The sequence below is a fragment of the Pseudomonas sp. UME65 genome (assembly GCF_014170225.1).
In the GTDB taxonomy this organism is placed as follows: Bacteria; Pseudomonadota; Gammaproteobacteria; order Pseudomonadales; family Pseudomonadaceae; genus Aquipseudomonas; species Aquipseudomonas protegens.
In genome coordinates, this window is sequence record NZ_LZZQ01000014.1 from 853426 (window position 1) to 871975 (window position 18550).

Here is an 18550-nt window from a genome sequence, read left to right on the forward strand (position 1 = left end):
AATGCTCGATTGACCCGCCGCCGTCGATGGCTAATTCTCAAGCCCTACCCTGTGCCGGGTACTGCCCGGCCATCGCACAATAACAAGAGGGTCGACCCTTGCAATCGCAGCCCAACTCCGTCAATCCCGTGGTGGCGATCGATGATCTGCACAAGAGCTACGCCGATCACCACGTGCTCAAGGGCATCGCCCTGCGCGCCAATGAAGGCGAAGTGGTGTCGTTGATCGGCTCCAGCGGCTCGGGCAAAAGCACCCTGCTGCGCTGCATCAACCTGCTGGAGATTCCCTGCAGCGGCAGCCTGCGCATCAATGGCGAAGAAGTGCGCATCAGGACCGACCGTGCCGGCAACCCGCAGGTCGCCGACCCGGCCCAGGTGGCGCGCCTGCGCACCCAGTTGAGCATGGTGTTCCAGAGCTTCAACCTGTGGCCCCACCGCACCGTCCTGGAAAACGTCATCGAAGCGCCGGTGTATGTCCTCGGTGAAGACCGCAAGGACGCCATCGCCCATGCCGAGCACCTGCTGGAAAAGGTCGGCCTGGCCAACAAGCGCGACGCTTTCCCTTCCTTTCTCTCCGGCGGCCAGCAGCAGCGGGTGGCCATCGCCCGGGCCCTGGCCATGCGCCCCCAGGTGCTGTTGATGGACGAACCGACCTCGGCCCTGGACCCGGAACTGGTGGGCGAAGTGCTCAAGGTCATCCAGGGCATCGCCGAGGAAGGCCGTACCATGATCCTGGTGACCCACGAAATGGCCTTTGCCCGGGACGTGTCGAGCAAGGTGATGTTCCTTCACCAGGGGCTGGTGGAAGAAGAAGGGCCACCCCAGCAAGTGTTCCTCAACCCGGTCAGCGAGCGCTGCCGGCAATTCGTCATGGCTCAGGAAAACCGTGTCTGACGTTTCGCTTCAATCCTTGAAAACAACAACTTCGATAAAGGGTAAAGCCATGAAAAACCTGCTCAAGGTGCTCGCCACCGGTTGCCTGTTCAGTGCACTGGCCAGCCACGCCGTGGCCGCCGACAAGATCGTCTTCGGCATCGCCCTGGAACCCTACCCGCCGTTCTCGATGAAAAGCGGCAACGGCGACTGGAGCGGCTTCGAACCGGAGCTGATCAAGGCTCTGTGCGACCGCATGCAGGCCCAGTGCCCACTCAAGGAAGTGGCCTGGGACGGCCTGATCCCGGCCCTGCAATCGAGCCAGATCGACGCCATCCTCAACTCCCTGAGCATCACCGACGAACGGGAAAAGGTCATCGACTTCTCTGCGCCCTACTACCAGACCCCGGCCATGTGGGTCGCCGACCAGAGCCTGGAGCTGGTCACCACCCCCGAAGGCCTCAAGGGCAAGCTGATCGGCGTGCAGGGTTCGACCTCCAACGCGACCTTCGCCAAGACCTACTACGGCAAGACCTCGACCCTGCGCTACTACACCACCCAGGACGACATGATCGCCGACCTGCAGAGCGGGCGGATCGACGTGATGCTGGCCGACGCCCTGACCATCGAGCCGATCCTCAAGACCGCGGCCGGCGCCGGTCTGGCGGACAAGGGCCTGGCGCCCAAGGACCCGCTGTTCGGTTCCGGCATCGGGGTCGGCCTGCGCAAGGGTGACAGCGCCCTGCAGCAGCGGATCAACACCGCCCTGGCCTCGCTCAAGGCCGATGGCACCTACGACAAGATCCGCAGCCGCTACTTCAGCGTCGACATTTCTGCCAACTAAGCCGTCCGGCCGGCCCGTTTGCGCGGGCCGCCGGCGTTGACTGGATACGTCATGATTTCTCTGTCCGACCTTTCCCAACTGTTCGTCGCCGACGGCTGGCTCGGCGCCCTGGCCCAGGGCGCGCTGGTGTCCCTGCAGATTTCCGCCGGGGCCTTTGTGCTCGGCCTGGGCATCGGCCTGCTGGTGGCGATGATCAAGCTCAAGGGCCCGCGCTGGCTGGTGAAGCTGGCCAACGCCTACACCACCCTGTACCGGGCCATGCCCGAACTGCTGCTGATTCTGCTGCTCTACTACGCCGGCACCGACCTGCTGAACATGGCCATGGCGGCCATGGACCGGCCGAGTGTCACGGTCAACGGCTTCATTGCCGCGGTACTGGTGCTGGGCATCGTCCAGGGCGCCTATTCGGCGGAGATCATCCGGGGCGCGATCCAGGCCATCCCCCACGGTCAGATCGAAGCGGCCCGGGCCTACGGCATCGAGCGCTGGCTGCTGGTGCGGCGCATCCTGTTGCCGAGCATGCTGCCCTACGCCATGGCCGGGCTGTCGAACCTGTGGCTGGTGCTGGTCAAGGACAGCGCGCTGATCAGCATCGTCGGCTACAGCGAGCTGCTCTCGGTGGGCAAACAGGCGGCCGGTTCCACCAAGCATTACCTGGTGTTCTACCTGGCGGTCGCGGCCTTCTATTTCGTCATCACCCTGGTGTCCGGCAGCGTGTTCCGCGTGCTCGAACGACGCACCAACCGCTGGCTGCCCCAGCACTAGGAGGCTCGGATGGACTTTTCCTGGATCAACGGTTTTTCCAGCGAGCTGCTGCGCGGCCTGGGCATCACCCTCAAGCTCCTGCTGCTGAGCGGAATCTGCGGCTTTGCCCTGGCAGTAGTGGTGGGCCTGGGCCGGGTGTCGCGCAACCCTCTGATTCGTGCGCCGATGCAGTTCTACATCAGTGTGTTTCGCGGCACCCCGCTGCTGGTGCAGATCTACATCCTCTATTACGGGGTCGGCAGCCTGTTCGCCGCCTACCCGCCGATTCGCGGCAGCTTTCTCTGGCCCTACCTGCGCGAAGGTTTCTGGTATGTGGCCTTGGCCCTGACCCTGAGTGTCGGCGCCTACGTCGGCGAAGTGCTGCGTGGCGGCCTGCGGGCCGTGCCCCGAGGCGAGCTGGAAGCCGCTCGCGCCTATGGCATGGGCCACTGGCTGACCCTGCGCCGGGTGTGGCTGCCCCGGGCCCTGGAACTGGTGCGCCCGACCCTGGTGGGGGAATGCGTGCTGCTGCTCAAGGCCACTGCACTGGCGTCCACCGTGGCGGTCACCGACCTGCTGGGCGCGGCCAACCTGGTACGGGCCCAGACCCTGAAAGTCTACGAGCCGCTGCTGGCCGTGGCACTGATCTACATCGTCCTGGCCTTTGTCATCGAACATCTGTGCGCACGCCTGGGCAAGGTCCCCCAGCGTCAGGCCTGAACCCATTCATTGCGCGGGCAGCGAGGCCCGTGAGGAGAACAACATGCGTTACTCACCTTTCGTACAGCGCATCAGCGGCGAATCCGTCAGCGCCTGGGACATCCACTACGCGGCCATCGAGGCCCGTGGGCGCGGCGAAGACGTGATCGTGCTCAGCGTCGGTGACCCGGACTTCGCCACCGACGAGCGCATCAGCGCTGCCGCCAGTGCCGCCCTGGAGCAAGGCGACACCCACTACACCCACGTCCTCGGCCGCCCGGCCCTGCGTGAGGCCATCGCCGCCAAGCAGCGCCGCCTGCTGGGCATCGAGGTCAGCGCCGACAACGTGGCGCTGGTGGCGGGTGCGCAGAACGGCTTGTTCGCCACATCGCTGTGCCTGTTCAGCAGCGGCGACGAAGTGCTGGTGCCAGAACCCATGTACCTGACCTACGAGGCCTGCATCCACGCCTCGGGGGCGCAGATCGCCTGCGTCCAGCAGCCGGCGGCCAATGGCTTTCGCCTGACCGCCGCGGCCCTGGAAGCGGCGCTCACCGACAAGACTCGCGGCATTGCCCTGGCCACCCCGTGCAACCCCACCGGCAACGTCTACAGCCGTGAGGAGCTGGAAGCCGTGGCCGAGGTGGCGCGCAAGCATGACCTCTGGGTGATCTCCGACGAGGTCTACGGGCAACTGACCTACGACCGCGAACACCTGAGCATCGCTTCGCTGCCGGGCATGGCCGAGCGCACGGTAATCCTCAACAGCCTGTCGAAAACCCATGCCATGACCGGTTGGCGCGTGGGCTGGGTGATCGCCCCGCCGGCCCTGGTCGGGCATCTGGACAACCTCTTGCTGTGCATGCTCTACGGCCTGCCGGGGTTTATCCAGGAAGCCGCGCTCAAGGCCCTGGAACTCGATGAAGAAGTGATCGGCAGCGCCCGCGAGGTCTATCGCCGGCGCCGCGACCTGGTGGTGGCGGGCCTCAAGCAGGTGCAACTGCTGGACTGCCGCGAGCCGGAAGCCGGGATGTTCATGCTGGTGGACGTACGCCGCACCGGCCTGTCGAGCATGGATTTCGCCTGGCAGCTGTTCCGCGCCACCGGGGTCTCGGTGCTCGACGCCCAGGCTTTCGGCGCCAGTGCCGAGGGCTTCGTGCGGATCTCCTTCACCGTCGCCGACGAGGTGCTCAAGGACGCCTGCCAGCGCATTGCCGGCTTTGTCGAAACCCTGGGCGCACAACGCTGAACGCATGACCCGGGCCGCCCAGCGGCCCTGGTACCTCCGACAAGAACACTGCTGCGCCTTACTTTTTTGCCCACCTTTGAAGGGCCCCCTGCTTGAGAGGTTGACCCCGTGACCGCTTCCGACCAATTCAACTCCACCCATAGCGCCGTCGATCAATACGCTGAACTGGTGCTGCACAACGGCCGGATGTACACCCTCGATCCGGCCCAGCCCTGGGCCGACGCCGTGGCCATCCGCCAGGGCAAGCTGATCGCGGTGGGCAGCCTCGCCTCCCTGGCTTCGCTGATCGGCCCCAACACCCGCCAGCACGATCTGGACGGGGCCTTCTGCATGCCCGGCCTGCATGACATGCACACCCACCCGGACCTGGCCCTGGCCCCGCGCTACGCCGACGACCTGGACGTGGGCATCGAAGACCCGACCCCGGAGCAACTGGCAGCCGCGATCCACGCCTATGCCGACAGCCATCCCGGCGACGGCTGGATCTACGGCCAGTACTGGGTGCGCTACACCTTCCGCGAAGCCGGGCTGACCCCGGGCCGCGAATGGCTCGACAGCGTCATGCCGCACCGCCCGGTAGCCCTGCTGGACCGCATGTGGGGGACCATGATGGTCAACTCCAAGGCCCTGGAACTGGCCGGCATCGACCGCCACACCAGCGACCCGCGCAACGGCTACCTGGAGCGCGACGAGCTGACCGGCGAACCCAACGGCTTGTTGATCGACGGTGCCTACGCCCTGATCCATGCCGCCATGCCGCCGACTCCGGTGTCGGTGCTGCGCCGCGCCTATCGCGATGGCGTGCACTTCCAGACCTCTCGCGGGGTCACCGCCACCAAGTACGTGCACGTCTGCGAAAACCGCCTGCAGGCCCTCAAGGAACTGGACGATGCCGGCGAGCTGACCCTGCGGGTGGAAGCCGCCATCAGTTGGCAGGACGACATCTTCCCGGTGCGCCGGCGCTGGGAACTGCTCAGTGGCGAGCGGCATTTCTATCGCAGCGCGCGCCTGAGTGCCAACGCGGTGAAGTTCCACTTCGATGGCACCGTGGAGCCCAAGTCTTCCTACCTGCTGACCCCCTGGCCGGAAGAGTCGAGCTGGCGCGGCAAGCTCAACCTGACCCCGGAACACATCACCGACATGGTGGTGGACATGGACAAGCGCGGCCTGCGGGTGATCGCCCACTGCACCGGCGACGGCGCCTCCGACGTGTTCCTCGATGCCGTGGCCGAGGCCCGGCGGCGCAACGGCAACAGCGGCATCCGTCACCAGTGCGCCCACAGCACCCTGCTGCACCCGGGCAACCTCAAGCGTTTCCAGGCCCTGGACGTGATCGCCGAGTTCTCTCCGGCAGCCTGGTACCCGACTCCGTTCGCCAGCGGCGCACGCTCCGGCTACGGCCAGGAACGCCTCAAGCGCATCTATGACTTCAAGGGCGTGCTGGCAGCTGGTGGCATCGCGGTGTTCGGCACCGACTGGCCGGTGGCGTCCATCGATCCATGGCTGGCCCTGGAAACCATGGTCACCCGGCAGAACCCGTGGAACCAGGAACCTGACACCTTCGGTGACCCCATCAGCCTGGAACAGGCCCTGCAAGTGGCGACCCTCAACGGCGCCCATGCCATGGGCCTGGAACACCTGACCGGCAGCCTGGAGGCCGGCAAGTCGGCGGACCTGATCGTCCTCGACCGCGACCTGTTCGCCCAGGGCGCACGCAACTACATCCACCACACCCAGGTGCAACTGACCTTCGTCGAGGGGCAACTGGTCTACGACCGCCAGGGCACCTTCAGCGACACCCCGCTGCAAGCGGTGTGGGAAGGCCTGCCACCGGTGATCGAGGGCAAGGAATAATGAACAGCACCCCGAGCATCCCGGTAACCGTGGTTGCAGGCTTTCTCGGCGCCGGCAAGACCACCCTGCTCAACCGCATGGTGCAACGCGCCGACAGCGGCCGGCTGGCGGTGATCGTCAACGATTTCGGCGAGCTGAACATCGATGCGGCGATCATCGCCGAGGTCACCGACGCGGTGTACAGCCTGCAGAACGGCTGCATCTGCTGCACCGTGCAGGAGGACCTGCTGGCGCAACTGGTGAGCCTGTCCAAGCTGCGCCCGGCCCTGGAGCGAATTGTCATCGAGTGCAGCGGCGTCTCCGACCCGCAGCGCATCGTGCAGACCATCGGCTACCCGCAACTGCGCAACCGCCTGCACCTGGACGCGGTGATCACCCTGGTGGATGCCAGCGGCTACCAGGACCTGGAAGGGGAAATGGCCCGCCTGTCCCGAGCCCAGGTGGCCTGCGCCGACTGGGTGCTGCTGAACAAGGCCGACCTGGTGAGCGCCGAGCAATTGCAGAGCATCCGCGCCAGCCTCGGCAATCGTGCCCCGGTGTTCGACACGGTGCAGGCCGAGCTGCCCCCCGAGCTGCTGCTGGCGCCGCCGGTGCGCTCCACCGAAGTGCTGTTCAAGGCCCTGCCCCAGGCCCACGACCAGTTGTTCGAAAGCTGGGTGTGGAAAAGCTCGCGACCGCTGCAGCCCAAGGCTTTGCGGGACTGGCTGGCGCGCCTGCCCGCCGACCTGCTGCGCCTCAAGGGCCTGGTGCGCCTTGAAGGCAATGAACAACCTTATTGGTTGCAGCATGTGGGCAACCGCAGCCAGTTCACCCTGGCCGCCGATCAGCCCACCGAGCATGCCGCGCAATTGGTATTCATCGCCCGCCGAGGCAGCGATCTGCGCCAGGAACTGGAGGCTGGGGTCAGCGATACACAAGTGCTTTGAACGACAGGGAATCTGTGGCGCGAAGGCCGGTCTGAAAGAGGCGCGGCTGCCGGGCCGTCGCTTGGTCCGTGACAATAGGGCCCGGGTCCAATAGATTAGGCGCCCCCGAAAATCCCCCTGGGCCTTTCGCGCCTCAAACCTGTTAAACCAAGTAGTGGATGTTCAATGCCTGATTCCAACACCGAAGAATCCGTAGTCGCCCTGTCCAACAAGGCCGAATACGAAAACGCCATTCATCTTTCACAACACGTGTCCCAGGCCAAGACCATCAGCGAGATGGTGCTCGACGCCTTCCACACCTCGAAAGAAAGTGACCAGATTCGCGAACTGCGCGCAGCGATTCGCCAGGCCCACGACCGCTTTGACGACGACACCGCCTATGAACTCATGGGCCAGCTCAAGCAGCTCAAAGACGCCGAGGCCGCCGACCTCGCCGCCCTGGAAGACCTGAGCAAGAAATTCCCCATCAACCGGATTCTCTCCAGCTACAAGGACGATCCGGACTTCCAGGAGCTGGTCTACGGCCTGGCCCTTAAGGTGCTGAACCAGACCCACCAGGCCATCAGCAACCCCAGCGGCGGCAAGAGCAAGGCGCGTCCGAAGAAGGAAATGGAAGTGTTCGCCATCAGCAAGGACGGCGTCAGCGTCACCCTGCCGATGCGCCCGCGCTCCAAGGCCAACGTCGACCGTGAAGCCTTCGAATTCCTCGGCTTCAGCTTTGTCGGCGAAGGCGACGAGGCGGAACTGGAAAGCGAGATGTTCCTCGACAAGGATGGCAACGAACAGCAGGCCACCCGCAAGAACATCGTTACCGCGATCCAGCAGCAGACCGCGTTCGAAGGCTACAGCGCGCAACAACAGCTGTAACCCGCCGCGGCAGGGGCGAGCTTGCTCGCGAAGCGCCAGCACAGCCTTCTGCAGACCTGAAAAGCCCCGTATTCCAGCGTGAAGACGGGGCTTTTTTTTCTTCAGCGATCCCCGTACTCAAGGATGGGGTACATCGCACACAACGCCTCGGTCTCCAGCCGGAAGCACTCCTGCTGCGCAGGCTCCAGAACGTATGGCTGCTCGCCTCGCGGCTGCAGCTGATCCAGTATCCGGCACACCAGGTCGACGATCTGCCGGCAGCCCTGGGGGTCCACATAGCGCTGTGCGATGGAGCCCGTGCCGATACACAAGCCATTGGCGGCAAATGACGATCGAGTCTCCCCCGGTGCGCGTTTTTTGCTGACGATGATTCCGCACTTTTCCAATGCCGATTCGGCGAGGGAGCCGCTGATGCCCTTAGGCAAGCGCAACAGGATCGTGTGGTTTTCCGTCCCGCCGCCCATTACCTCGTAGTCCCGCGCCATGAACGCGCAGGCCATTTCATCCGCCGTGGCGCGAATGCGCCCCATGTAGGCATCGAACTGTGCAGACATGGCATAGCCCAGCGCGGCCGCCTTGGCGGCGATCATGTTGACTGCAGGCGCCCCCTGCATCCCGGGGAAAACTGCCTGGTCGAGCACCCGACGAAAGCTCGACCTCAGGCCGGGCACCTTGGTGTCCGCGTCCCGCCCGGAAAGAATCAGGCCGCCGCGTGGCCCGGCGAGCTGTTTGTGGGTGCAAGTGGTGGTGACGTGCGCCACATCGATCGGGCTCGGATGACGCCCCGTGGCAACCAGGCCGGCGATATGGGAGATGTCGGCAAGGACGATGGCCCCGGCTTCATCGGCAATGTCGCGAAAACGCTGGAAGTCCACGACCCGCGAATAAGCCGTTGCCCCACAGATGATGATGCGCGGGCGATGGGCCATCGCCAGCTGACGTACCTCCTGGTAGTCGATGGTGCCCTGGGCCGTGGTGCCGTAGCGGATCGCCTTGTAGTGGGCACCGGTAAAAGCGAGGGAGCTGCCGTGGGTCAGGTCGCCGCCATGATCCAGGGCCATCCCGAGCAGGGTGTCCCCCGGCTCAAGCAGCGCGGACAACACCTGGTAGTTGGCGTTCGAGGCCGAGTGCGATTGCACCGCGGCGTATTGCGCGGCAAACAGCTCCCGTGCCCTGCGGATCGCCAGGGATTCCACCAGATCGACGTTTTCGCACCCGGCGTGATGGCGTTTGCCCGCAACCCCCTGCGCCGTCACGTTGACCAACGCCGAGGCCGAGGCGGCAAGGCTTCTGGGGGTGGCTGCACAGGAGGATGAAACCAGGGAAAGCGTGCGTTGTTGCCGGCTTACTTCAGCGTCCAGGATCCTGGCCAGCTCGGCGTCTTCTGTTCGCAGGTCCGCCAAGCCACATCGCAGCAAGTCGGCCTGGTTCCTCAGTGGTTCGGTATCGGCTGCCATAAATCTGTGCCCCTTCCTTGAGTGCTGCGCGCCACGAACGAGGGCGTGCTTCCTGGGTTTGACGTTCGTTGGTGTGAATCGGGCTGATCCGGGCCCTGGGTCAAGACTGTATAAGGCGTAACAGAATTAATCAAAAAATTAAACATCCCCAAAGTTAAATGCTTCTTTTTTGAAGTGGAAGGACATCGGCGCAGCCTTGCCGGTGCAAGCCTCAGGGCGAGAGTGATAATGCCCAACCCCTGGGGCTTTATTGTCATGGCTGACGCATGCAACACTTGTCCGTTGCGGCCCTGTGCAAACCGGCCCCTCTCAGCGACTTGATCGCCCACAGTCCCCGTAGCGAAGTATCCCAGGACGGATACAGGCTGGCTAAAGGAGCACTAGCGAATTACCAGACAACACACAAGCAACTGACAGGCTTCTGCCACAGTGATCCCGCTATTGGCACCAGGCAATCGATGTCATGCGCGATGTGAACGCTAAAAAATTCGATGCATTACGACTATAAGGAAATGGTGAGGCATTTGATGCACAGAAGAGAAAGAACAGAGTATTTAAAAAGCAATATCAAATACCTGATTAAAAGTCGCGGAGAGACACAACTGTCTTTATGCAACGCCAGTGGCCTGACCAGAACAACCATATACAACATCCTGGAAGGCAAGGTCAGCAACGTCCAGCAGTCCACCATTCGAAAAATCTCCGACTTCTTCGGTATTTCCTATGAGGAAATAGAAACCGTCGACTTTGAAGAGAAGGAGATCATCGAAAGCAGCATTTCCCCGCAAGGGAACATGAACCCGGCTGCTGTTCCGATCCTCAAGGAAAGCCAGTTGATGGCCAACATGGATAAACGTATTGGCGAACTCGCCACTTGTTTCCCATTGACCTACTACTTCGGTACATCCTCTAACTTGATAGCCGTGCGCCTGGAAAACGATATCAAGGGCATGTATGAGGTCGGCGACCTGCTGATCGTGCAAAAGGGGACGATCACCGATGAAAAGGAAAAACTGGCTTACGACAAACAGACCAGGAAACTGCTGATCATGAACGAGGTCGTCTTCGACCCAGATCGTATATCTGTCGTCGGCGATATCATTGAGGAACGCTTCAATGACTGCCTATGAAGGTGATATCGAGAACAGCAAGTACAAGCTTCTGGGGTTTGAGAACAATAAAAACCTAGCCGTGATCATGATCATCGACACCGGCAAGGTCATAAAAATAAAGCTGAGCGAAGTAGTGAACAGCGAAATAATGGATAACTTAAACAAAATGGAAGTTAAAAACCTGTATAAAAAGTTCTACTCCCAAGGAGGAACACTTACTGCATACGACTTGAACGACCGCAATGAAAACTCATGGATGATCTACATCATCCTCAACCTGCTGCTCTTTACCTTTTATATTTTCACCAGCATCGCTGCAACAAAGCCGATCTACCTTGAGTCCCTCGACATCATTATTACCCCCGGCACCTTTCTGTACCCTCTGACATTCCTGATCGTTGACCTGCTGAACGAGAACTTCGGACTCAGGCTCGCCAGAAGAGCCATTCTGTTTGCATTTGCAAGCAACGCCATGATCATCATCCTGCTCTACGCGTCCACTTTTCTCCCCGGACTGCCAGGCTGGAAACTCGATACACCTTATAACGACGTTATTATCCAGGTGTCGTCTGTACTGGTAGCGTCTTCCGTTTCCTTCCTTGTTTCTGAAAACATAAACTCATATTTGCTGTGCAAGATAAAGGAACTCACAAATTCCAGATTCCTATTTCTGCGGATATTCCTCAGCACCTTGTTTGCGGTCATCATCGACAGCTTCGTGTTTTGCTACATCGCATTCTATGGATCCATGCAAAACAACGACATCCTGAACATGATTTATGTTCAGATCGCAATCAAGGTCTGTTTTGCATTCTTCAATATATTGCCCGCCTATGGCGCACGATCACTGTTCAAGAGATACATAACGGATAGCCAGGCAAAATGATCGATCGCTGTTTGTAGAGCGACGCCGGAGCTCAACACCTATCTGCCAGGCAGGTTCAGTGTTGGGCTCCAAGGGCAGCAAGCTGCTCAAATCCTCACTTCAGACCCATCTTGCTCTTCAGGCTATCCATGACTTGCGTCTTGTTCTCCAGATAAGCGTTCAAGCCTTTTGCCCGCAGATTGCAGGCGTCGCAGTTGGCGCAGCCACTGCCCATGATGCCGTTGTAGCAAGTCAGGGTTTGCTCGCGAACCAGCTCCAGTTGATTGTGGTAGTCCGCCAGAGCCCAGGTTTCTGCCTTGTTCAGCCACATCAGTGGAGTCTCGAGGCGCAACTTGTACTCCATGCCCAGTTCGAGGGCCTTGTTCAATGCCTTTACAAATTCATCGCGGCAATCGGGGTAACCCGAGAAATCGGTCTCGCACACTCCGGTAATCACGGTCTCGGCTTTTACCTGATAGGCATAGATAGAGGCCAGGGTAAGGAACAGGATGTTTCTTCCGGGTACAAAGGTGCTGGGCAAGCTCTCGCCTGAACTGTTCACCGTGGGCACCGGAATGTTGTCCCGAGTGAGGCTGCTGATCGCCAGTTCGTTGAGTAACGAAGCGTCCAGCACTTTGTGCACGGTCGCCCCCAACTGCTTGGATAGCCGCTGCGCGGTCTCGATTTCCGCGTGGTGCCGCTGGCCATAGTCGAACGTAATGCAGTGCACTTCGTCATAGAGCGGCAAGGCGTGGATCAGACAGGTTGTCGAGTCCTGTCCGCCGCTGAACACGATAACCGCTGTTTTCTTCATCATTCTGCTTCCTGCATGAGTTGGGTCATTTGAATAGTTGGGCAGCCCACGCAAGGGCTCTCAATAAAATACCCCGCGCGTCTCTCGAAGGCGGGGCTTTTCCGTGTTCGGGTGCGCGGCTCACGCCGAGCGTGCACTGCCGGCCATGCGCCGCAGAATATGCCCCTGGCCCTTGATGCAGTGCAGGATCAGCGCCGCCACATGGCCGACGATCAGCACCAGCAGGGTCCAGCCCAGGAGGCTGTGGAAATTGTTGCCCAGCTCGGTCATCCACTGGATCTTCGGCCCGTCGAAGCCGTTCATTACCGGCAGACCGAAGGCGGAAAAGGCGCGACCCGAGCCGTACTGACGCAACAGGCCGAGAAACGGAATGGCAAACATCCCGGCATACAGCAGCCCATGCCCCAGGGTTGCTGCAAGGTTGAGGCTCGGCGGCCGGCGATGACGGTTCAACAGGCTCCAGACCACACGCACCAGCAGCAGGGCCATCAACAGCAGGCCGACTTGCTTGTGGGTCGGCCAGAGGAACTTGTCCAGGGCCGAATCGGCCAGCAGGTAATGCGCACTGGTGGTGCTGTAGATCCAGGCAAAGGCCAGGGCCATGGCCCAGTGCAGTCCGCGACTGATGACGCCATAGCGCGCCTTCGAGTCGTACAGTTCAATACGGTTTTCCATTGCATCCACTCAGGTTCTATCCACGAACGGCGCATTTTACCCGGCCAGGCCAGGCCTTCGGGCCGAAAAACTTTAAATGATGTGACCATCAATCCAGCGCAATGAAAAAAGCCCCGCGCTTCTTGCGAAGGCGGGGCTTTTCCTGTGGCCTGGACAGCTTAGTGTGCGTAGGTCAGCAGGAGCTCGGTCGGGGCCTTGAAATCCACCGACATCATCACGCTCAGCGCGGTGATGGTGAAGATCGAGAACACGAAGAGCTTGCGCGCCCACACGGTGTCATCCACTGCCTTGTAGCCGGTCCAGGCCATGTACAACCAGTACATGCCCATGGCCGCCGCTACCGCCAGGTAGCTCATGCCGGCGTAACCGCTGAAGGTCAGCATCAGGGTCGCCACCAGGAATGCCAGGATGTAGAGCAGGATGTGCTTCTTGGCCACGCGGATGCCACGCTTCACTGGCAGCACCGGAATCGATGCGGCCAGGTAATCGTTGAAGCGGAAGATCGCGATAGCGTAGGAATGCGGCATCTGCCACAGGCTGAACATCACCAGCAGGGTCAGCGCAGCCATGTCGAAGCTGTTGCTGACCGCGACATAGCCGATCACTGGCGGCATGGCCCCGGACAGACTGCCCACCAGCGTGCCGTGAACCGACTTGCGCTTGAGGTACAGGCTGTAGAAGCCGACGTAGATGACAAAGCCGATTACCGCGAACAACGCGGCCAACGGGTTGGCCACGTAGTACAGCAGGGCGACGCCGGCGACACCGAGGATAGAGGCGTAGACCAGTGCCACTTCCAGGGAAATCAGGCCCTGGACCAGCACGCGGTTCTTGGTGCGCTCCATCTTCAGGTCGATGTCACGGTCGATGCAGTTGTTGAACACGCAACCGGACGCTACCACCAGCGAGGTGCCGATCATGGCGGCCAGGAAAATGGCCAGATCGACATGCCCTTTCGAGGCCAGGAAGAACCCGCCTGCCACAGAAAGCACGTTACCGAAAATGATCCCCGGTTTGGTGATTTGGATAAAGTGCTTGAGCGACATCGGGTTTACCTCACTTCGCCATCATGACGGTGTGGATGCTGAACATGATCCACAACGACAGACCAACCAGCAGAACAATGACCAACGCGGCGAAGATGAACGCCACCACGTTGTTGCGCTGTGCTTCGGAACGGTCCAGGTGCAGGAAGTACACCAGGTGCACCAGCACCTGGATGACTGCGAACGCCAGGACGATCCACAGGGTCACGTCTTTGGGCAGCGATGGGTACATCACCAGGCCGAACGGGATCAGTGTCAGGATGACCGACAGGATGAAGCCGATGGCGTAGGACTTGACGCTGCCGTGACCGGCTTCGTCGTGGGAGTGTGTGTTGGCCATTTACATAGTCCCCATCAGGTAAACAACGGTGAATACGCAGATCCACACCACGTCCAGGAAGTGCCAGAACAGGCTCAGGCAGCTCAGACGGGTCTTGTTGGTCGCCGTCAGGCCGTTTTTCTGCACCTGGTACATCATGATCGCCATCCAGATCAGACCGCTGGTCACGTGCAGACCGTGGGTACCGACCAGGGTGAAGAACCCGGACAGGAAGCCGGAACGGCTAGGGCCATAGCCTTCGGAGATCAGCAGGTGGAACTCGTTGATCTCCATGCCGATGAAGCCCAGGCCGAACAGGAAGGTCATGGCCAGCCAGCCCAGTACCTGCTTCTTGTTGCCCCGGAAGAACGCCAGCATGGCGAAGCCGTAGGTGATCGAACTGAACAGCAGCAGGGCGGTTTCACCCAGTACGTATGGCAGTTCGAAGATGTCGTGGCCCGACGGGCCACCCGCTACGTTGTTAACCAGTACCGCGTATACCGCGAAGATCGACGCAAACAGAATGCAGTCGGTCATCAGGTAGAGCCAGAAACCGAATACGGTCATCTCGCCCGAGTCGTGGTGATGGTCATCGTGCCCATGGTCATCGACATGGGCGTGTCCAGCATTGGTCACTAAGTTCGACATGGATTAAGCCTGTTCCAACGAGGTTTCAACACGGGTAGCCGGGATCTTGTTCTCCGATACCAGACGCTTGTGCTGTTCGGCTTCGATGCGCTCGATCGTTTCGACCGGCACCATGTAGCCTTGATCATCACGGGCAGCGTGGATCGCGAAATAGATCACGGTGCCGGCCAGGCTTGCGATGGCCAGCCACCAGATGTGCCAGATCATGGCGAAACCGAACACGGTCAGCAGAGCACCCATGACCAGACCGGTAGCGGTGTTGTTGGGCATGTGGATCGGCTGGTAGCGGCCAGGCTGCGCGTAGGCAGTGCCGTTTTCCTTGGCTTCGGTGAACGGATCGATGCCTTCGGCTTTCGGCAGTACCGCGAAGTTGTAGAACGGAGGTGGCGACGAGGTCGACCATTCCAGGGTGTGAGCGTTCCAAGGGTCGCCGGATACACACATGTTCTGCTTGCGGTCACGCACGCTGACGTACAGCTGGATCAGCTGGCAGGCGATACCCACGGCGATCATCACCGCACCTACCATGGCGACGTACAGGTACGGCACCCACTCAGGGTTGGTGGTGGCGTTCAGACGACGGGTCATGCCCATGAAGCCCAGTGCATAGAGCGGCATGAACGCGACGAAGAAGCCGGAGATCCAGAACCAGAACGCAGCCTTGCCCCAACCTTCATGCAGCTTGAAGCCGAAGGCTTTCGGGAAGTAGAAGCTGAAGCCGGCGATGTAGCCGAATACCGCGCCGCCGATGATCACGTTGTGGAAGTGAGCGATCACGAACAGGCTGTTGTGCAGAACGAAGTCGGCACCCGGAATGGCCAGCAGTACGCCAGTCATGCCGCCGATGGCGAAGGTCACCATGAAGCCCAGGGTCCACAGAACCTGGCTGGTGATGCGCAGACGGCCGTGGTAGATGGTGAACAGCCAGTTGAACAGCTTCACCCCCGTCGGAATCGAGATCAGCATCGTCGCTAGGCCGAAGAAGGCGTTGACGCTGGCCCCCGAACCCATGGTGAAGAAGTGGTGCAGCCAGACCATGAAGCCCAGTACCGAGATCGCGCCGGAAGCGTAGATCATCGAATGGTGGCCGAACAGGCGCTTGCCGGAGAAGGTCGAGATCACTTCGGAGAAGATACCGAACGCCGGCAGGATCAGGATGTACACCTCGGGGTGACCCCAGGCCCAGAACAGGTTCACGTACATCATTGGATTGCCACCAAGTTCATTGGTGAAAATGTGGAAATCCATGTAACGGTCAAGCGTCAGCAGTGCCAGGGTAGCGGTGAGGATCGGGAACGAAGCCACGATCAGCACGTTGGCCCAGGTGCAGGTCCAGGTGAAGATCGGCATGTCCATCATCTTCATGCCCGGGGTACGCATTTTCAGCACGGTGGCCAGGAAGTTGACCCCCGTCAGCGTTGTCCCCAGCCCTGATAGCTGTAGCGCCCAGATGTAGTAGTCCACACCCACGCCCGGACTGTATTGCAAGCCCGACAGCGGCGGATAGGCAACCCAGCCGGTCTTGGCGAATTCGCCAACGCCCAGGGACAGGTTGATCAGCACCACGCCCGAAACCAGCAGCCAGAAGCTCAGGGAGTTGAGGAACGGATAGGCCACGTCACGCGCACCGATCTGCAGCGGCACGACAAGGTTCATCAGGCCGGTGAAGAATGGCATCGCCATGAAGATGATCATGATCACACCGTGGGCGGTGAAGATCTGGTCATAGTGTTCAGGTGGCAGGTAGCCAGGCGAACCCTCGGTGGCCATGGCCAGCTGGGTACGCATCATGATGGCGTCGGCAAAACCACGCAGCAGCATGACCATGGCGACGATGATGTACATCACACCGATTTTCTTGTGGTCGACGGACGTCAGCCACTCGGTCCACAGATAGGTCCACTTCTTGAAGTAGGTGATTGCCGCGAACAGCGCCACGCCACCGAGCAGAATCATGGCAACGGTGACCATGACAATCGGCTCGTGGAACGGAATCGCTTCCAGACTTAATTTACCAAACATCGTTTACTCCTCTGCCCCGGCAGCTGAATGCGAACTCACGTCCATCCCTTCCGTTGCGGCCACTTCCTTTTCTTTCTTCTCGTGCTTGAGCGGCTTGCCCGGTTTCATGCCTTCATACTTGTCGATGACGGTCTGGAACAGGTTTGGCGCGTAGGCGGAGTAGAGCTCTACAGGATTGTTCTGGCTTGGCTTGGAAAGGGCTTCGTATTCAGCGGTGTCCAGCTGTTTAGGTGCCTTCTTGACTTCGTTTACCCAGGCGTCGAAATCTTCCTGACTGGTAGCGATCGCTTTGAACTTCATGCCGGTGAAACCCGCGCCACTGTAGTTGGCGGAGATGCCTTCAAGTTCGGTGTTCTGGTTGGCAATCAGGTGCAGCTTGGTGGTCATGCCCGCCATCGCGTAGATCTGGCCGCCCAGGCCCGGGATGAAGAACGAGTTCATCACGGTGTCGGAGGTCACGCGGAAGTTCACCGGGGTATGGGCCGGGAAAACGATCTTGTTGACGGTGGCGATCCCTTGGTCGGGATAGATGAACAGCCACTTCCAGTCCATGGCGACCACTTCGATGGTCACTGGCTTGACGTCGGAATCCAGCGGACGGTACGGGTCCAGGGCGTGGGTCGACTTGTAGGTGACATAACCCAGGGCAATGATGATGAGCACCGGAACCAGCCACACCGCGATCTCGATCTTGGTGGAGTGGGACCACTTCGGCGCGTAGGTCGCGTCCTTGTTGGAGGCGCGGTATTTCCAGGCGAAGGCGAAGGTCATGATGATGACCGGCACAACCACCAGCAGCATCAGGATGGTTGCCGTGATGATCAGGTTTCGTTCATCCAGACCGACCTGACCCTTGGGATCGAGCAAGGTCCACTTGCACCCTCCCAGCATTAACATGCCGAGCAGCGGCAATAAGCCTAGTAATCTGGGGTACCTGTTTTTACTCATCTCACGACCTCTAAAGCAGCTTGCGCAATGCAGTTGGGTTTTGATCGCCAACACTTCACCCTGCCAAGGGTTGGCATTTTTCTTCAATTGAATAAGGGCCTGCCCGTTGCGTTAAGCGCTCAACGACACATCCCGGGCTAGCAGTGGTTCTTATTCGATCTCGTGGTCAAAGGCCTTGTTACAGACCAATTCCATTTGGTGCGGAAGTTTGGAAGGCGCCGACACCCGCAGTCGCATGGAGCGCTCTATCCGCCCCTCGACCGTCCTCGTGTGCTCAGGGTTGAGCAGCGTCGGAAATTCAGTGCGGGCGATTGTAGATATGTCGCGTTTTATAAACCATGTCTTATCCCGAAATAATTTTTATCCCATGGCGCAACAATCCCTCATGATTGTTGCGAAGAATCGCAATCATAGCGATTTTCATTTGCAACAAAAAGCCCCAAAAAGGACCTGAAACACCCCCCTTCCAGGACTCTCGATCCCCCCTGAGGGCCGCCTTCCATCAGGCTTCACCCCTTGTAAAACGGGCGCTGTGAAGATTTGTATCGATAGCAGGCTATGGTTCTCGGCCGACAGGCTCGCGTACACAAAC

The 18550-nt window shown here is 60.3% G+C and carries 18 protein-coding genes; 10 read left to right on the forward strand and 8 right to left on the reverse strand.

What is annotated here, in order from left to right:
* The first annotated feature begins 98 nt into the window (after positions 1–98).
* The 8 genes from A9971_RS24080 (at position 99) to A9971_RS24115 (ending at position 8052) form a co-directional block, all read left to right on the forward strand.
* Entirely contained in the window at positions 99–893 is a 795-nt protein-coding gene (locus A9971_RS24080) for an ABC transporter ATP-binding protein (protein ID WP_011063270.1), read from the forward strand.
* Between the two features lie 49 nt (positions 894–942).
* Positions 943–1716, forward strand: coding sequence for a transporter substrate-binding domain-containing protein (locus tag A9971_RS24085; RefSeq protein ID WP_011063271.1), 774 nt, complete (start codon positions 943–945; stop codon positions 1714–1716).
* Between the two features lie 51 nt (positions 1717–1767).
* Positions 1768–2481, forward strand: coding sequence for an ABC transporter permease (locus tag A9971_RS24090; RefSeq protein ID WP_053153682.1), 714 nt, complete (start codon positions 1768–1770; stop codon positions 2479–2481).
* Between the two features lie 9 nt (positions 2482–2490).
* Positions 2491–3180 carry an ABC transporter permease gene (locus A9971_RS24095; RefSeq protein ID WP_011063273.1) on the forward strand — a complete coding sequence of 230 codons (690 nt, stop codon included), beginning with the start codon at positions 2491–2493 and terminating at the stop codon, positions 3178–3180.
* Between the two features lie 43 nt (positions 3181–3223).
* Positions 3224–4405, forward strand: a complete 1182-nt coding sequence (locus tag A9971_RS24100) for a pyridoxal phosphate-dependent aminotransferase (RefSeq protein WP_011063274.1) — start codon at positions 3224–3226, stop codon at positions 4403–4405.
* Positions 4406–4513: 108 nt separating this feature from the next.
* A complete protein-coding gene (locus A9971_RS24105) occupies positions 4514–6259 on the forward strand; it encodes an amidohydrolase (RefSeq protein ID WP_011063275.1) in 1746 nt (581 codons plus the stop codon).
* The gene (locus A9971_RS24110; RefSeq protein WP_011063276.1) at positions 6259–7185 is read left to right on the forward strand and encodes a GTP-binding protein; all 927 of its coding nucleotides are present in this window, start codon (positions 6259–6261) and stop codon (positions 7183–7185) included. Before A9971_RS24105 ends, A9971_RS24110 begins: the two co-directional genes overlap by 1 nt.
* A gap of 165 nt (positions 7186–7350) precedes the next feature.
* The gene (locus tag A9971_RS24115) at positions 7351–8052 is read left to right on the forward strand and encodes a hypothetical protein (protein ID WP_183000060.1); all 702 of its coding nucleotides are present in this window, start codon (positions 7351–7353) and stop codon (positions 8050–8052) included.
* 101 nt (positions 8053–8153) lie between these two features.
* On the opposite strand, the gene glyA is transcribed toward A9971_RS24115, so the two are convergent.
* Positions 8154–9509 carry a serine hydroxymethyltransferase gene (gene glyA, locus A9971_RS24120; RefSeq protein ID WP_053159994.1) on the reverse strand — a complete coding sequence of 452 codons (1356 nt, stop codon included), beginning with the start codon at positions 9507–9509 and terminating at the stop codon, positions 8154–8156.
* Positions 9510–10036: 527 nt separating this feature from the next.
* On the opposite strand from glyA, the gene A9971_RS24125 reads away from it, so the two are divergent.
* Both A9971_RS24125 and A9971_RS24130 read left to right on the forward strand, forming a co-directional pair.
* Positions 10037–10639, forward strand: coding sequence for a helix-turn-helix transcriptional regulator (locus A9971_RS24125; RefSeq protein ID WP_041120706.1), 603 nt, complete (start codon positions 10037–10039; stop codon positions 10637–10639).
* A complete protein-coding gene (locus A9971_RS24130; RefSeq protein WP_015636913.1) occupies positions 10626–11507 on the forward strand; it encodes a queuosine precursor transporter in 882 nt (293 codons plus the stop codon). Before A9971_RS24125 ends, A9971_RS24130 begins: the two co-directional genes overlap by 14 nt.
* A 94-nt stretch (positions 11508–11601) precedes the next feature.
* Here A9971_RS24130 and queC read toward each other — a convergent pair whose 3' ends face one another.
* The 7 genes from queC to cyoA form a co-directional block, all read right to left on the reverse strand.
* On the reverse strand, positions 11602–12300 hold the full coding sequence (gene queC / locus A9971_RS24135) for a 7-cyano-7-deazaguanine synthase QueC (protein WP_011063281.1): 699 nt from the start codon (positions 12298–12300) through the stop codon (positions 11602–11604).
* Between the two features lie 120 nt (positions 12301–12420).
* Positions 12421–12975 (reverse strand): cytochrome b, encoded by a 555-nt coding sequence (locus A9971_RS24140; protein ID WP_019093706.1) that lies wholly within the window; start codon positions 12973–12975, stop codon positions 12421–12423.
* Between the two features lie 158 nt (positions 12976–13133).
* Entirely contained in the window at positions 13134–14021 is an 888-nt protein-coding gene (cyoE, locus tag A9971_RS24145; RefSeq protein ID WP_011063283.1) for a heme o synthase, read from the reverse strand.
* Positions 14022–14031: 10 nt separating this feature from the next.
* The gene (gene cyoD / locus A9971_RS24150; protein WP_011063284.1) at positions 14032–14361 is read right to left on the reverse strand and encodes a cytochrome o ubiquinol oxidase subunit IV; all 330 of its coding nucleotides are present in this window, start codon (positions 14359–14361) and stop codon (positions 14032–14034) included.
* Positions 14362–14988: a cytochrome o ubiquinol oxidase subunit III gene (locus tag A9971_RS24155; RefSeq protein WP_011063285.1), complete on the reverse strand. Its 627-nt coding sequence runs from the start codon at positions 14986–14988 to the stop codon at positions 14362–14364.
* Between the two features lie 3 nt (positions 14989–14991).
* The gene (cyoB, locus tag A9971_RS24160) at positions 14992–17010 is read right to left on the reverse strand and encodes a cytochrome o ubiquinol oxidase subunit I (protein ID WP_011063286.1); all 2019 of its coding nucleotides are present in this window, start codon (positions 17008–17010) and stop codon (positions 14992–14994) included.
* Positions 17011–17013: 3 nt separating this feature from the next.
* Positions 17014–17958 carry a ubiquinol oxidase subunit II gene (gene cyoA / locus A9971_RS24165; protein WP_011063287.1) on the reverse strand — a complete coding sequence of 315 codons (945 nt, stop codon included), beginning with the start codon at positions 17956–17958 and terminating at the stop codon, positions 17014–17016.
* Between the last annotated feature and the right edge of the window lie 592 nt (positions 17959–18550).

Excerpts from the sequence above, each read along its gene's own strand:
- cyoA (WP_011063287.1), bottom strand. The coding sequence starts at position 17,958 with ATGAGTAAAAACAGGTACCCCAGATTACTAGGCTTATTGCCGCTGCTC.
- A9971_RS24085 (WP_011063271.1), top strand. The coding sequence starts at position 943 with ATGAAAAACCTGCTCAAGGTGCTCGCCACCGGTTGCCTGTTCAGTGCA.
- cyoD (WP_011063284.1), bottom strand. The coding sequence starts at position 14,361 with ATGGCCAACACACACTCCCACGACGAAGCCGGTCACGGCAGCGTCAAG.
- A9971_RS24090 (WP_053153682.1), top strand. The coding sequence starts at position 1,768 with ATGATTTCTCTGTCCGACCTTTCCCAACTGTTCGTCGCCGACGGCTGG.
- glyA (WP_053159994.1), bottom strand. The coding sequence starts at position 9,509 with ATGGCAGCCGATACCGAACCACTGAGGAACCAGGCCGACTTGCTGCGA.
- A9971_RS24125 (WP_041120706.1), top strand. The coding sequence starts at position 10,037 with ATGCACAGAAGAGAAAGAACAGAGTATTTAAAAAGCAATATCAAATAC.
- cyoB (WP_011063286.1), bottom strand. The coding sequence starts at position 17,010 with ATGTTTGGTAAATTAAGTCTGGAAGCGATTCCGTTCCACGAGCCGATT.
- A9971_RS24115 (WP_183000060.1), top strand. The coding sequence starts at position 7,351 with ATGCCTGATTCCAACACCGAAGAATCCGTAGTCGCCCTGTCCAACAAG.
- A9971_RS24095 (WP_011063273.1), top strand. The coding sequence starts at position 2,491 with ATGGACTTTTCCTGGATCAACGGTTTTTCCAGCGAGCTGCTGCGCGGC.
- A9971_RS24155 (WP_011063285.1), bottom strand. The coding sequence starts at position 14,988 with ATGTCGAACTTAGTGACCAATGCTGGACACGCCCATGTCGATGACCAT.
- A9971_RS24140 (WP_019093706.1), bottom strand. The coding sequence starts at position 12,975 with ATGGAAAACCGTATTGAACTGTACGACTCGAAGGCGCGCTATGGCGTC.
- A9971_RS24130 (WP_015636913.1), top strand. The coding sequence starts at position 10,626 with ATGACTGCCTATGAAGGTGATATCGAGAACAGCAAGTACAAGCTTCTG.
- queC (WP_011063281.1), bottom strand. The coding sequence starts at position 12,300 with ATGAAGAAAACAGCGGTTATCGTGTTCAGCGGCGGACAGGACTCGACA.
- cyoE (WP_011063283.1), bottom strand. The coding sequence starts at position 14,021 with ATGTCGCTCAAGCACTTTATCCAAATCACCAAACCGGGGATCATTTTC.
- A9971_RS24100 (WP_011063274.1), top strand. The coding sequence starts at position 3,224 with ATGCGTTACTCACCTTTCGTACAGCGCATCAGCGGCGAATCCGTCAGC.
- A9971_RS24110 (WP_011063276.1), top strand. The coding sequence starts at position 6,259 with ATGAACAGCACCCCGAGCATCCCGGTAACCGTGGTTGCAGGCTTTCTC.